The organism is Halosimplex carlsbadense 2-9-1 (assembly GCF_000337455.1).
Lineage (GTDB): Archaea > Halobacteriota > Halobacteria > Halobacteriales > Haloarculaceae > Halosimplex > Halosimplex carlsbadense.
The window spans coordinates 66687-79959 of record NZ_AOIU01000011.1 but is presented as its reverse complement, the minus strand read 5'-3'; the positions used below and the strand labels follow the sequence as shown (position 1 = coordinate 79959).

Below are 13273 nucleotides of genomic sequence, written 5' to 3'. Positions count from 1 at the left end.
GTAAACGGGTGTCGAATCGCGGTAGGGGCAGTTCACTGGTCGAGTACCCCTTCTGTCCCGCGCTCGGCGAACAGCAAGGCGACGAGTCCGGCGATGATGACGGTGTACGCGACCGCGGCCGTCAGGGCGTCCGTCGCCGTCGGGTACTCGCTCGTCCGGAAGATGATCGCCTTGCGCACCATCGCGATGACCCCGGTGTAGATGACCAGCCGGACGATCCGCCGGGTGTCGTCCTCCCGCGTGTACGCGATCACGGTCTGATACACCTCGACGATGATGAGCAGGAGCAGCCCTGTATCGATGAACCCAATCACCACGAGCGGGTCCGTGATCGCGCCCGAACGGACCGTTCCGACGATCTGGATCAGCAGATCGACGACGCCCACCGCGAACAGCACCGCGAACAGTGACGCCGCCGCCAGTTCGACCCCGTGGACGAACCGTCCCGTCAGCTCCGCGTACCGCTCGGCGAGCGGCGGCGGCTCCGCGCCCGTCTCCGCGTCGGGCTCCGTGCCCTCCTCGTCGGCGCTCATCGATGGCTACCCCGATCTGTGGTCTCGCACCACAAAGAGATCCTGCCGGCGCTCGTCGAGGCGAGTACTCCAGAAAACCAATATTTATACCTGTCGCTAGTTCACAAGCGTGGGAACAGATTTTGGGCGAGAGAGTCTGTAGACCCGTATAAAATCGATTTGATCCGTCGAAATCCGGCTTCGGCGTCTGGTATTTATACGGACGTGGCGGTGGTAGTCGGAGCTACGATGTCACGAAGACGACCCGAACTCGAGCGACGAGCGGACGAGCATCGCCGACGGGAGGGATCGATATGAAGCGCGCCGTCCTCGCGGTCGCGACCGCGCTGCTGGTCGTGACCGCCGGGTGTGCCGGGATGGCCGCCACGGCGACGCCCGGGGCCGACGGCGGGGCGGGTGGTGACGGCGCGAGCGCGACCGACGGCGGAGACGCCGGGACGGTCAACTTCTACGTGAGCGACGAACCGAACGACATGGACGACTTCGCGCATCTGAACGTCACGATCACGTCGGTCAGGTTCCACCTGGTCGAGGCCGCGAACGGCTCGGCCGTCGGGGACGCGAACGCGTCGACCGCAACGCCGGCGGACGCGACGGTGACAGCTAACGCGACGGCCACCCCTGCGAACGCGACCGTCGCGGACGACGGCAACGAGACCGAAGCCGGCGACGAGGGCGGAGCGGACACCGAAGACGAGCGCGAAGGCGAGGAGATGGACGGTGACGAGGCCGGCGACGGTGACGGTCGCTGGGTCACTCGCGACGTGAACGCCACGAGCGTCGACCTCTCGGGGCTTCGCGGCGCGAACGCGACGCTGCTGGAGCAGTTCGACCTCCCCGCGGGCGAGTACGACAAGGTCCACATGGAGGTCGGCGAGGTGAACGGAACGCTGACCAACGGCGACGACCAGCGAGTGAAGCTCCCGAGCGGGAAACTGCAGTTGAACACGGAGTTCGCCGTCGAGAACGGCTCGACGGTCGACTTTGTCTACGACGTGTCCGTCCACGAGGCGGGCAACAGCGGGAAGTACATCCTCAAGCCGGTCGTCAGCCAGTCCGGCACCGAGGTGCCCATCGAACGGGTCGACGACGAACGCGAAGACCGCGAGAACCCCGAAGACGATGACCGCTCCATCGATGCGTCGTTCGTCGGGAACGTCACCGCCGGCGAGAACGTCACCGTCCGCGTGACCGAGAACGGCTCAGCGGTCGCGAACGCGACGGTGAGCGTCGATGACGGACCGGCCGGTACCACCGACGCCGACGGCGAGTACGTCGTGAGCGTCCCCGACGCCGCCGAGGAACTCGAAATCGAAGTCGAGGACGGCGACGCCGAGAGCGAACTGGCGGTCGAGTTCGAGTCCGACGCGGACGAGGACGATGACGGCGAACCCGGAGACGGCGGTCCGGATGACGGCGGATCTGGTCAGGGCGCCGTGAGCGGCCAGGGCGACTGACGCCGCGAGAAGCGACGCAAGGCGACTGCGGTCAGTTCTCGTCCGCGCACGGGCGGTCGCGCTCGGCGACTTCCACCGTGCGCGACGCCGTGGCGACTGTGGTGTTCTCCGTCGTGACGGTCGCGCGGACGGGGACGGTGTCGCCGCCGTCCAGCGACGGCGGCCGGTCGGCGGTCCCGAACAGCACCAGCCGTTCGGAGCCGCCCGTCGAGAGCGAGACGGTGTGTGTCTCGACGAGCGCCCCGTCGTCGACGGACACGGTCACGCGGAACGACGGCTCGGGTGGCCCGTCGTCGCGGAGCGGACGTTCGACGACGAGCGACCCGCTCAGCCCGGCGTTGCCCGGCATCGGCCCCCGGTCGTTGCAGGTGACGACCCCGTCGGAGTCGGGGTAGGGGTCCTCGGACTGATTGCCGACCGCGACCTGCGGCTCGAAGGTAGAGACGGTGGCGTTCGCGGGACTGTCCTCGGTCGTGAGCGCGGAGAGCCCCACCGCGGCGCCCCCGACGAGGGCGAACAGGAGGACGAACCCGGCGACGGCGAAGCGGCGCATACGTCGGCCGTGGCACGGAACTGATATGTGTCTTGTCACTGGCCTCGAACGACCGGGATCGGACGCGAGTGTCCGTGAGAGCGGGGGTCGCACCTTCGGAACTGTTTTAGGCGCCGCTGGGCCAAGACCTAGCAACGAATGAGCGACCTCGAACAGGAGTATCGACTCGACTACTTCGAGGAGCACGACTTCCACCGGAAGCAGTGTTCCGAGTGTGGGGCCCACTTCTGGACGCTCGACGGGGACCGGGCGACCTGCGGCGAGCCGCCATGCGAAGAGTACGGCTTCATCGACGACCCCGGCTTCGACGAGTCCATGTCGCTCGAAGAGACCCGCGAGACCTTCCTTTCGTTCTTCGAGGAGCGGGGCCACGAGCGCATCGACCCCTACCCGGTCGCAGCCAACCGCTGGCGCGACGACGTGTTGCTCACGCAGGCCTCTATCTACGACTTCCAGCCGCACGTCACCAGCGGCGAGTCCCCGCCGCCGGCCAACCCGCTCGTCGTCTCCCAGCCCTGTATCCGCATGCAGGACATCGACAACGTCGGCAAGACCGGCCGCCACACCATGGCCTTCGAGATGGGCGGCCACCACGCCTTCAACGCCGACGAGGGCACCGACTACGCCTACGAGGGCGAGGTCTACTGGAAGGACCAGTGCGTCGAGCACTGCGTCGACCTGCTCGACGAGGTCGGCGCCGACGTGGAAGACCTGACGCTCATCGAGGACCCGTGGGTCGGTGGCGGTAACGCCGGCCCCGCCTTCGAGGTCATCTACCGCGGGCTCGAACTCGCGACGCTCGTCTTCATGCAGTTCGAGCAGGACCCCGACGGCGACGTCGAGATGAAGGACGGCAACACGTACAGCCAGATGGACCGCCGGGTCATCGACACCGGCTACGGCATCGAGCGCTGGACGTGGATGTCCCAGGGCACCCCCACCGTCTACGAGGCCGTCTACCCCGACACGATCGAGTTCCTGAAAGAGAACGCCGGGCTCGACCACTCCGAGCGCGAGGCGGAGATCGTCCACCGCGCCGCGAAACTGGCGGGCCACATGGACATCGACGAGGCCGAGGACATGGAGTCGGCCCGCGACAACATCGCCGACCAGCTCGACGTGAGCACGGGCGAGCTGACGGATCTCCTCGAACCGCTGGAGGACATCTACGCCATCGCCGACCACTGTCGGACGCTCGCGTACATGCTCGGCGACAACATCGTCCCCTCGAACGTCGGCACGGGCTATCTCGCGCGGATGGTCCTCCGGCGCACCAAGCGTCTCGTCGACAACGTCGGCGTCGACGCGCCGCTGGACGAACTGGTCGACATGCAGGCCGACCGGCTGGCCTACGAGAACCGCGACACCATCAGAGACATCGTCCGCACCGAGGTCGAGAAGTACCGCGAGACGCTCGACCAGGGCGGTCGGCGCGTCCGTCGTCTGGCCGACGACTACGCCCAGCAGGGCGAGCCGATCCCGGTCGGCGAACTCATCGAGCTGTACGACTCCCACGGCATCCAGCCGGACATGGTCGAGGAGATCGCCGCCGAGAAGCGCGTCGCCGTCGATGCACCGGACGACTTCTACTCGCTGGTCGCCGAGCGCCACGGCGGCGGCCAGGCCTTCGAGGAGGAGGGCGGCCGGCCCTACGAGGATCGACTGGAGGAACTGCCCGACACCGACCGGCTGTACTACGAGGACCAGCAGCGCACGGAGTTCGAGGCCGTCGTGCTGGAGGTGTTCGAGCGCGACGACGACCGCTACGACGTGGTGTTAGACCAGACGATGTTCTACCCCGAGGGCGGTGGCCAGCCACCCGACCACGGGACGCTCTCGACCGACGACGTGACCGCAGAAGTCACCGACACTCAGATCGTCGACGGCGTCATCCTCCACACGGCCGACGCGGACCCCGGCAAGGGCGAGTTCGTCCGCGGCCAGATCGACGGCGCCCGCCGTCGCCGGCTGATGGCCCACCACACTGCGACCCACATCGTCATCCACGCCGCCCGGCAGGTCCTGGGCGAGCACGTCCGTCAGGCCGGCGCCCAGAAGGGCGTCGAGTCCTCCCGGATCGACGTGAGCCACTACGAGTCGGTTTCGCGCGCGGCGGTCGAGGAGATCGAACACCGCGCCAACGACATCGTCCGCGCCAACGGCCCGGTCACACAGGAGTGGCCCGACCGCCACGAGGCAGAGGACGAACACGGCTTCGACCTCTATCAAGGAGGTATCCCCGCCGGCGAGAACATCCGACTGATCCACGTCGCCGAGGACGTGCAGGCCTGTGGCGGCACCCACGTCGCCCGCACCGGCGACATCGGCGCGATCAAGATTCTGGGCACCGAGCGCGTCCAGGACGGCGTCATCCGCATCGAGTTCGCCGCGGGCGACGCGGCGATCCAGTCCACCCAGGACACCGAAAACGCGCTCTACGAAGCGGCCGACACCCTCGACGTGGCTCCCGAGGAGGTGCCCGAGACGGCCGAGCGCTTCTTCACCGAGTGGAAGGAGCGCGGCAAGACCATCGAGGGGTTGAAGGAGGAACTCGCCGAGGTCCGCGCCGCTGGCTCGGGCGGCGGCGAGGAGGTCGAGGTCGGCGACGAGACCGCGGTCGTCCAGCGCCTCGACGGCGACATGGACGAACTCCGTGCCACGGCCAATGCCCTCGTCGAAGAGGGGAAGATCGCGGTACTCGGCTCGGGCCGCGACGGCGCGACCTTCGTCGTCGCCGTCCCCGACGGCTCGGCGGTCAACGCCGGCGAGGTCGTGAGCCAACTGGCGGGGAAGGTCGGCGGCGGCGGCGGCGGCCCGCCCGACTTCGCCCAGGGCGGCGGCCCGGATGCCGACAGTCTCGACGACGCGCTGGACGAGGCGCCCGACGTGCTCCAGCAGGTCGCGAACGCCTGAGACACGGTTTCGGTATCCGACCGTTCGGCTTCTCGCGAACGTGATCGATGACTGTCGTGACTGGCAAGGTTCATGTATCCCAGCCGTCAACCCGGTATCGAACATGAGCGGGATCGAGTACGACGCGCCGGGGGTCGAGACGGCGGCCTCGCGGAGCGTCTCGAAGATCGCGGGGATCGGGGCGGGACTGGTCGCGCTGAACATCGTGTTGATGCTGGTGCTGAGCGAGACGGCGGTCGCGGGGATCGGCGCGCTGCTGTTCTCGAACTTCTTCCTCGGGATCGCGACCTTCGCCGTGACGGTCGGGGGCGGCTACTGGTTGGCGAACACGGGCATCGAGAAGGGCAGTATGGGACTGGCCGGCGTCGGCGTCGCGCTGTCGCAGTTCGGCTACGCACTGATCGGGTCGGCGCTCCTGGCCGGCGTCCCGCCGTCGACACGCGTCACCGCGCTGGGCATCACGGCGGTGATCACAGGCCTCATCACGGCCGTCGTCGCCGTCGCCGTCTTCAAGACCGACCACTCCTTCGAGCGCTGGCAGCTGTACTCGTGGGTGTGCTTCGGCGCCGGCTTCCTCGTCGGCGCGATCGGCTTCTTCGTGAACCCGACGATCATGCTCGCCGCGGGCGCGCTGTTCCTGCTCGGGTTCGTCGTCGACCTGACCTACGAGATCTGGGCGGTCCGCGAGAGCAAGTACGGCGACCTGCGCAGCGCCATCGGCATCTACATCGCCGTCATGGGCGTGTTCATCCATATCCTCCAGCTCGTCCTGCGCGTGCTGGAGCTGCTGGACGCCTGATACACGGTCCCGAGCGAACGGCTCACGGGGACCCGGTTCGGCGCTCGAAGTGGGACTGCCAGCTACCCGCCGCTGACGGGCGGGAACAGCGCCAGTTCGTCGCCGTCGTCGACGGCTGTCTCGAAGCCCTCCGCCTCGGCGAACGGATCGCGGCCCTCGTGGAGCAGGCGGACGTGGCCGTAGAGGTCGCCGTCGTCGTCCAGTACTTCGGATTCGAGTCCCGGATGGGCCGCCAGCAGCGCGTCGAAGGCGTCGCCGACGGTGTCGGCGCCGGACTCGACTTCGATCTCGGTGTCGCCGGCCGTCTCGGCGAGGGTGGCGAACAGTCGCCAGTGCATACCCGAGCAACGGCACCGATACCCAAAGAGCGTTCCGCACTCGGGCGGCGGCCGACCCGAACGAGTTCGCTACTCGTCGTCCTCGCGGCGCTGGTCGACCGCGACCGTCCAGTCGCTTCCCCCCGAGTCGTCGGTCTCGTCCCCGTCGTCGTCTGGCTCGACTTCCTCCGCGCGGCCGTCCGGATCGACACCGTCCGCCACGTCCTCGGACGCGTCCGGCTCGGTGATGGTCTCCCAGTCGTCGCCGACGGCGTCGTCGTCGCCGGCGTCGTCCGTACCAGTCGGCTCGTCGTCCGTACCGGTCGGCTCGTCGGCGTCGATACCGGGAGTGGCGGCCGGTTCGGTGCGCGTCGGTTCCGCGGGCTCGTCGTCCGGTGCGCCATCGACTTCGGAGTCAGCGTCGTCGGCTTCGGTACCCTCGCGGTGGGAGTCCGTATCGCTATCGTCCTGCTCCGTCGGTTCGTTCGCCGCGGGATCGCCGTTCGCCAGCGGGTCCGAGTCGTCCGTTTCGAGCGCCTCGATGCCGGGCGCGTCCGCGTCGGCGAGGGGGTCGGCCGCCGACTCCGCCGGCGGCGTCCCGTTCCCGCTCGACTCCGACGTATTCGGCGGCGCCTCGCCGTCGTCCGAGCCCTCACCGACCGCTCGACCGGGGTCGATCTGCTCGTCAGGGGTGAGCGCCGCGCCGGTCGCGCCGGCGGCCGCGGTCGCCGCTCGCGGCGACGCGGCCGCTTCGATCTTGCGGATGGCCTCCGGGGCGGCGACCACGTAGACGGCGTCGCCGGGCGCGAACGTGCGGTCGCGGTCGGGCAGCGGTTCGACCGGGCCCGACTCGGGGCGGACGGCGACGACGGTCACGTCCAGCGCGCCGACGGGCTGGCCGGCGAGGGCGCTCCCGGCGCCGACGGTGACCGCGGCCATCGTCTCCTCGGCGGCCCGGAGGACCGAGGCGAACTCCCGGTCCGGTCGAGTCTCGACGGGCAGCGTGACCAGCTTGTAGCCGCCCTCGGCGTCGAGCTTGCGCGTGTCGGCGGCGTCGATGGCCAGCGTCGCCACGTCGTCGACGACGCCGCGCAGTTCCGCGGTGACGACCCGCTCGAAGGGATCCGTGCGCCACACCTGGACGAGGTCGCCGGCGCTGGCGGCGAAGGCGGGGTCGGCTTTCACCGCGACCGCCGAGGTCTCGGGGGGCAGCGTCGGGCCGATACCCGCGGCGCGGGAGCCGACGGCGAGGTACTCGACGCTCCCGTCGTCGCCGAGTTCCAGGTCGACGTGGCCGACGCCGTAGTCGGTCTTCAGCCGTGTCACGAGCCGGTCGCGAAGCTCCTCGACGGTCAGCCGGCGGGGGAAGACGAAGGTCTTGCCCGCGAGCTTCTCCTTGGTCTCGGCGGGGACGGGGTCGTAGCCGACGATGTCCTCGACCTCTTCGGTGATCTCGACGGTGATGACCCGGCCGACGGCCTGGACGACGCGGCTGACCTCCGTCTCGACGGCGCGCTCGCCGGTCGCGACGGCCACGTCGCTGCCGAGGCGGTCGCCCACGTCGGTGCCGAGTCGGGTAGCGACGAGCGCGACGAGGACAGCGGCGATGTTGAACAGCGCCGTCGCCTCGTCGAACGCGGACGCGGACGCGCCCGCTCCGGGGCTCATCACGTCCCGGAGCAGGCGGTTGGTACCCAGGAGGGGAACGACGGCGCTGAGGCCGAACAGCGCGGGCAGGCTGCCGGGGACGCGCTCGCGGACGTACCAGCGATAGAGGAGCGCGACCACCGCGGCCACCCCGGCTGCGATCAGCGAGAGCCCGAGGATCTGCGCGGCGCCGACGAGCGCCCGCTCGGTGAGCGACCCGCTCTGGGCGACGGCCGCGGCCGCCAGGTCGGCGACAGCGCCGGCATCGAGGCCGAGCGTGCCGCTCGCGCCCGTCGCGAGCGCGGTCACGCCACCACCTCCCGGAACGCGTCGAGTTCCGCGCGGGTCCCGACGGCGAACACCTCGTCGCCCGCCGCGAGCGTCGTCGACCCCCTCGGCGCGACGGCCCAGCCGCTGGCGCCCCGTACCGCCATCACGGCGACGCCGTAGGCGCCGCGGACGTTCGCCTCGCCGACGGTCGCGCCGTCGAGCGGGCCGTCGGCCCCGACGGTCACCCGCCCGAAGCGCCGCCCCGCCCGCCGCAACAGCGAGAGCAGTTCGTACTCCCGGCGCACGCCCCGCGATTCGACGACCACGCGGGCGCGGTCGGCCTTCAACAGCGGCTCGGCGTCGGTCCGCGTGACGGCGACGGTGATCCGCCCCTCGCCGCCGGTCGTCGTCGGCGCCCGCACCGGCTGGGGGACCCTCTCCTCGTCGTCTTCGTCGGCGTCGTCCTCGTCACCGACACTGCTCGCCTCCGGGTCCGGCCCGGCGTCGGCGGCCGCCTTCTGCGTCTTCGCGCTGACGACCGTCCCGCGGACCTGCGCGTCGGGCGTGATCACCGTTACCTCGTCGCTGCGGGCGACGCCCGTCGGGACAAGCGCGTTCACCGAGACCGCCCGCTTGTCGTCGGGAACGCGCTTGGAGAGCCCCGAGAACGGCGGCGCGGCGACCACGGAGGCGCGGCCGCGCTCGTCGACGGTGACGGCGGCGTCGCCCAGGTCGTACTCGGTCTTCAGCCGCTCGGCCAGCCGCGATTCGAGCTCGGAGATCCGCAGGTCCGCGGGGAAGGTCCACTCGCTCGCCCGGATCTCCGCGCGCAGGTCGTCCGACAGCGGCGGATACCCCTCCATGTCGGCGACCTCCCCGACGACGCGGACCCGCGCCTCGTCGCGGCCGGCCAGCGCCCCGCGCACGTCGGCGGCGAGCGTCCGCTCGCGCAGTTGCTTCAGCGAGAGCCGCTTCGGGAACGTCGCGCCCATCTGGTCGCCGCGGCTGTGGGCGTACAGCGAGATCATCAGGACGACGAGGATGGCGGTCGTGACCGTCACGGCGTTGGCCGACTGGGTGATCGTCGGGTCCGCGAGCGCGAGCAGGCCGCCGTTGACGCCCGCGAGCGCGACCGCGAGGACGACCACACCGAACCCGGGGATGGTGACGCCGGTGAAGTACTTGAAGACGAACCCCAGCGACCACGCGACCAGACCCGGGATGATCCCAGTCAGGATACCGAGATAGATGCCGAAGAGTAGCTCGACCGGGAACGAAGCCATGGGGGGTGTGACGGAATCCACTCGTGAATAGCTTCGGGGTCAGACCCCGGACCCCCGGTAGCGGTGACACGACTCGTCCCCGGTCGGTGGAACTTTAGCCGTTCGATGACTTCGAAGGGGGTATGGACGCGAAGCGGGTGCTGCAGCATCCGCGGACGGTGTTCGTCGGGACCCGCGCAGCCATCTGGCTGCCGACTATCGTCGCGATCATCTCGTTCGGGACGGGCGTGGCCAACATCAGCGCCACGTCGGTCAACCCCCTCATCGAGATGTACGTCGAGATCCCCCGGGCCGTCCAGCGAGCGGCCGGGTTCACCGGCGCGCTGACGGGCTTCCTGATGCTGCTGAGCGCCTGGGGGATGCGCCGCCGGTTGCGCGCGGCGTGGTTCTCGACGGTCGTGCTCCTGCCGATGACGGCCATTCAGGGACTCGCCCAGTCGAGCCAGTACTCGCTGCCGCTGATCGCCCTGTCGCTGCTGTCGCTGCCGACCGTGCTGGTGAACTACCGGCGGTTCGACCGCCAGGCCGACCTGTCGACGACGCAGCTGGCGGCGGCCGCCGCGCTCTCCGGGACGCTCGTCTACGGCACCGTCGGCGCCTACCAGCTGCGAGAGGAGTTCACCAACCTCTCGACGCTGACCGACGCGCTGTACTACACCATCGTCACCGCCAGCACCGTCGGCTACGGCGACGTGACGCCCGCGAGCCAGCAGGCGAAGCTGTTCGGGATGAGCGTCCTCGTGCTCGGCGTCGCTAGCTTCACCGTCGCGCTGGGGTCGCTGCTCGGCCCCGCCATCGAGGCCCGCTTCTCGCAAGCACTCGGTACCATGAACGAATCCGATCTCGAACTCCTGGACGACCACGTCGTCGTCCTGGGCTACGGCGACCTGACCGAACCGCTCCTCGAAGAACTCTCGGCGGCCGCCGAGTTCGTCGTCATCACCCCCGACAGCGAGCTGGCGGCCACCCTGCGGACGCGTGACCTCCACGTCGTCGTCGGCGACCCCAGCGACGAGGACCCGCAGAAACTGGCCGGGATCGAACACGCCCGCGCCGTCATCGCCGCCACCAACGACGACGCACAGGACGCGCTGGCGATCCTCACCGCCCGGCAGTTCCACCCCGACGCCCGGATCGTCGCCGCCGCGACCGACCGCGAGAACGTCGAGAAGCTCCGCCGCGCCGGCGCCGACGCCGTCATCAGCCCCGCCGTCATCGGCGGCCACCTCCTCGTCGAGTCCGCGCTGGGCAGCGGCGACATGGAGGGGCTCGCCGACCGGCTGCTGGAGGCCGAGGGAACGGACGACGCCCCCGACAGGGGCTGACCGTCAGGCCGGCGCGGCCGTGTCATCGCCGGACGCCAGCGTGTAGTACCCGACTGCGAGCCACGCGAGGCCGGCGACCACTGCGAAGACGTCGAACCTGGCGAGCGACCGGGGTACGACGATCGCGGCGGGAAAGGTCGCGAGCGCCGTCGCCGTGACCCCGAGCGGGAGCCAGACAACCAGCCGCCGCGACGGCGCTCCCGTCCGCCAGACATCGACCGCGACGGCGATCGCCCCCGCTCCGGCGACGGCGGCCCCCGCGTAGGCCCCGAGCATGAACAGTACGCCGGGCGATAGCCCGAATCCCAGCAGTTGCACGAGCGGACCGAGCCCGATAAGCGGGACGCCGACCGCCACGAGTCCCGTCCCGACCCGCCCGATGGTGCCGTAGGTCCCGCGGTAGGCGTCGTCGAACCCGACCAGCCCGACGGCGACCAGCAGCGGCGCGACGACGAACAGCAGTCTGGGACGAAACGAGGGCGAGAGGCGATACAGGACCGGGAACAACGGTGTTGCCAGCCAGATCAGCCCACCGAGCGCGCTCGACCCGGCCGCGAACGTTCGGAAATCTATCACGTCCGGGCGGACTGTCGTCTCGGTTATCTGTCTTGTGGACCGCCGAACCGCTCACGACCGGTCGACGATGACCACGTCGGCGTCGATGTCCTGGATGCGTTCGAACGTCGGCGGCGAGATCAGCCGCGAGGCCGTCGACCGGTCGGTGCTGGCGCCCATGAACAGGAGGTCGAAGTCGTCGGCGTTGTCGGCGAGGTAGCGCTCGATGGTCTCGACGGCGACGCGGGTCTCGAAGTTGCCCTCGAACGGCTCGACCAGATCGGCGAGCATCCCCTCGGCCCGGCGGCGCTCGCGCTCGTTCGAGACACAGGAGCAGACGCTGATCCGCCCCGACCGACCGACGAGCCGGCGGGCGAAGTCGAGCATGCTGTGGGCCACGTCGCTGGCCCGGCGGACCGGCACTAACACGCGCTTCCAGCGGGTTCGCCCCGCGGCCGAGCGGTGGACGACCACGTCGACCTCGCCGCGGAACAGGTCGTGGATGTACGGCGTGAGCGCACCGTGGCGTTGCTCGTAGGCCGCGGCGATCAGGTCGCAGTTGGTCTCGCGGGCGGTCTTCAGGACGGTGGCCGCCGGCGAGCGCCCGCCGACGGCGACGACGACCTCGCAGGGGACGCCGACCCGGGTCTCGATCTCGCTCGCGCGGTCTTCGAGGTGCGCCGCCGCCTGGGCGACCGCCCGCTCCTCGGCGCGGTCCTCGTTTCGGTCGTCGAACGGGTCACCGGGAGACTCGCCCGGGTCGTCGCGGCCCTCGTCGGCGCCGACGGAGCGGTCGGCTCGGCGTCGGTCGTCGAGCAAGTCCCGCTCGGCGCTGGCGGCGGCCTCGTCGTCGACCACGTCCAGCAGGACGACTTTCCCGGCGTCGTGAGCGGACGCGAGGCGCGCGCCGAGCATCGCAGTGGCGTCGGGGTCGTCCCCGCGCATCGGGACGAGGACGTGGTCGTCGCTGTCCGTCGACTCGTAGAGGAACTGCGCGCGCCGGTCGTAGAACTGCTCGCGCCAGACGACGAACACCGACGCGACGACGCTGCTCGCCACCAGGACCGACAGCGCGAACACGAGCTGGTCGGCCGGACCGACGAGCAGCCCCAGCAGCGCCGTCGAGTAGGCCGACGGTTCCTCGATGTCGAGCGCCCACGTGCTCACCCCGGCGAGGAAGACGGCGACGGCGGCCGCGAAGGCGCCGACGGTCAGCTCCCCGCCGCCGACGCTCGCGGTGACGCCGCCGACGCCCAGGGTCGACCCGAGGACGAGCGCTGCCCAGCCACACAGCGATCCGGCGGTGAGACCCGCGACGAAGCGCGTCGGCGAGGCGTACTTCCCCTCCGGGTTCGCGAACAGCGTGTAGGTGCCCGACGCCAGCGGCGGGAACAGGAGAAAGGAGAGCTCCTCGATGCTGTTGAACAGCAGCGTCACGACGGCGATCAACAGCGGGACGAACACGAGGACCGACAGGTGAACGAGGTTGCTCGTTCGCTCGATCCAGCGGCGCAAGGCCCGCGCCTCGCGGCGTTCGAGTCGCCGGAGCCGCGCGACCGTCGCGTAGATCCGGTCGCCGAGCGGGCCGCGCATGGACGCCACTATCCCACCGTGGTACAAA

General features: G+C 70.2%; 11 protein-coding genes. 4 read left to right on the top strand and 7 right to left on the bottom strand.

The genetic code is table 11. The features are described from left to right. Positions 1-32: 32 nt before the first annotated feature. The gene (locus C475_RS05105; protein WP_006882712.1) at positions 33-533 is read right to left on the bottom strand and encodes a phosphate-starvation-inducible PsiE family protein; all 501 of its coding nucleotides are present in this window, start codon (positions 531-533) and stop codon (positions 33-35) included. A gap of 293 nt (positions 534-826) precedes the next feature. Here C475_RS05105 and C475_RS05100 point away from each other — a divergent pair, with 293 nt between their 5' ends. Next, positions 827-1990: a DUF4382 domain-containing protein gene (locus tag C475_RS05100; RefSeq protein ID WP_006882711.1), complete on the top strand. Its 1164-nt coding sequence runs from the start codon at positions 827-829 to the stop codon at positions 1988-1990. A gap of 31 nt (positions 1991-2021) precedes the next feature. Here the strand turns inward: C475_RS05100 and C475_RS05095 are convergent, their stop codons facing one another. Further along, positions 2022-2543 carry a hypothetical protein gene (locus tag C475_RS05095; RefSeq protein ID WP_006882710.1) on the bottom strand — a complete coding sequence of 174 codons (522 nt, stop codon included), beginning with the start codon at positions 2541-2543 and terminating at the stop codon, positions 2022-2024. Positions 2544-2681: 138 nt separating this feature from the next. Between C475_RS05095 and alaS the strand changes: the two genes are divergently transcribed. After that, positions 2682-5456, top strand: a complete 2775-nt coding sequence (gene alaS / locus C475_RS05090; protein WP_006882709.1) for an alanine--tRNA ligase — start codon at positions 2682-2684, stop codon at positions 5454-5456. 103 nt (positions 5457-5559) lie between these two features. After that, positions 5560-6255, top strand: coding sequence for a hypothetical protein (locus C475_RS05085; protein WP_006882708.1), 696 nt, complete (start codon positions 5560-5562; stop codon positions 6253-6255). A gap of 62 nt (positions 6256-6317) precedes the next feature. On the opposite strand, the gene C475_RS05080 is transcribed toward C475_RS05085, so the two are convergent. The 3 genes from C475_RS05080 to C475_RS05070 all read right to left on the bottom strand — a co-directional run bounded on the left by C475_RS05080 (position 6318) and on the right by C475_RS05070 (position 9772). Then, the gene (locus C475_RS05080; RefSeq protein WP_006882707.1) at positions 6318-6593 is read right to left on the bottom strand and encodes a ubiquitin-like small modifier protein 1; all 276 of its coding nucleotides are present in this window, start codon (positions 6591-6593) and stop codon (positions 6318-6320) included. Positions 6594-6662: 69 nt separating this feature from the next. After that, entirely contained in the window at positions 6663-8528 is a 1866-nt protein-coding gene (locus C475_RS05075; protein WP_006882706.1) for a TrkA-C domain-containing protein, read from the bottom strand. Beyond that, the gene (locus tag C475_RS05070; protein ID WP_006882705.1) at positions 8525-9772 is read right to left on the bottom strand and encodes a potassium channel family protein; all 1248 of its coding nucleotides are present in this window, start codon (positions 9770-9772) and stop codon (positions 8525-8527) included. Before C475_RS05070 ends, C475_RS05075 begins: the two co-directional genes overlap by 4 nt. A gap of 122 nt (positions 9773-9894) precedes the next feature. On the opposite strand from C475_RS05070, the gene C475_RS05065 reads away from it, so the two are divergent. Then, positions 9895-11097 (top strand): NAD-binding protein, encoded by a 1203-nt coding sequence (locus C475_RS05065; RefSeq protein WP_006882704.1) that lies wholly within the window; start codon positions 9895-9897, stop codon positions 11095-11097. A gap of 3 nt (positions 11098-11100) precedes the next feature. Here C475_RS05065 and C475_RS05060 read toward each other — a convergent pair whose 3' ends face one another. After that, entirely contained in the window at positions 11101-11673 is a 573-nt protein-coding gene (locus C475_RS05060; RefSeq protein WP_006882703.1) for a hypothetical protein, read from the bottom strand. A 51-nt stretch (positions 11674-11724) separates the two neighbouring features. Next, positions 11725-13245 (bottom strand): HPP family protein, encoded by a 1521-nt coding sequence (locus C475_RS05055; RefSeq protein ID WP_006882702.1) that lies wholly within the window; start codon positions 13243-13245, stop codon positions 11725-11727. Positions 13246-13273 lie beyond the last annotated feature (28 nt).

Bases quoted from the DNA above. Each gene is read 5' to 3' on its own strand.
- C475_RS05095 (WP_006882710.1), bottom strand. From the start codon at position 2,543: ATGCGCCGCTTCGCCGTCGCCGGGTTCGTCCTCCTGTTCGCCCTCGTC.
- C475_RS05105 (WP_006882712.1), bottom strand. From the start codon at position 533: ATGAGCGCCGACGAGGAGGGCACGGAGCCCGACGCGGAGACGGGCGCG.
- C475_RS05055 (WP_006882702.1), bottom strand. From the start codon at position 13,245: ATGCGCGGCCCGCTCGGCGACCGGATCTACGCGACGGTCGCGCGGCTC.
- C475_RS05065 (WP_006882704.1), top strand. From the start codon at position 9,895: ATGGACGCGAAGCGGGTGCTGCAGCATCCGCGGACGGTGTTCGTCGGG.
- C475_RS05100 (WP_006882711.1), top strand. From the start codon at position 827: ATGAAGCGCGCCGTCCTCGCGGTCGCGACCGCGCTGCTGGTCGTGACC.
- alaS (WP_006882709.1), top strand. From the start codon at position 2,682: ATGAGCGACCTCGAACAGGAGTATCGACTCGACTACTTCGAGGAGCAC.
- C475_RS05085 (WP_006882708.1), top strand. From the start codon at position 5,560: ATGAGCGGGATCGAGTACGACGCGCCGGGGGTCGAGACGGCGGCCTCG.
- C475_RS05070 (WP_006882705.1), bottom strand. From the start codon at position 9,772: ATGGCTTCGTTCCCGGTCGAGCTACTCTTCGGCATCTATCTCGGTATC.
- C475_RS05080 (WP_006882707.1), bottom strand. From the start codon at position 6,593: ATGCACTGGCGACTGTTCGCCACCCTCGCCGAGACGGCCGGCGACACC.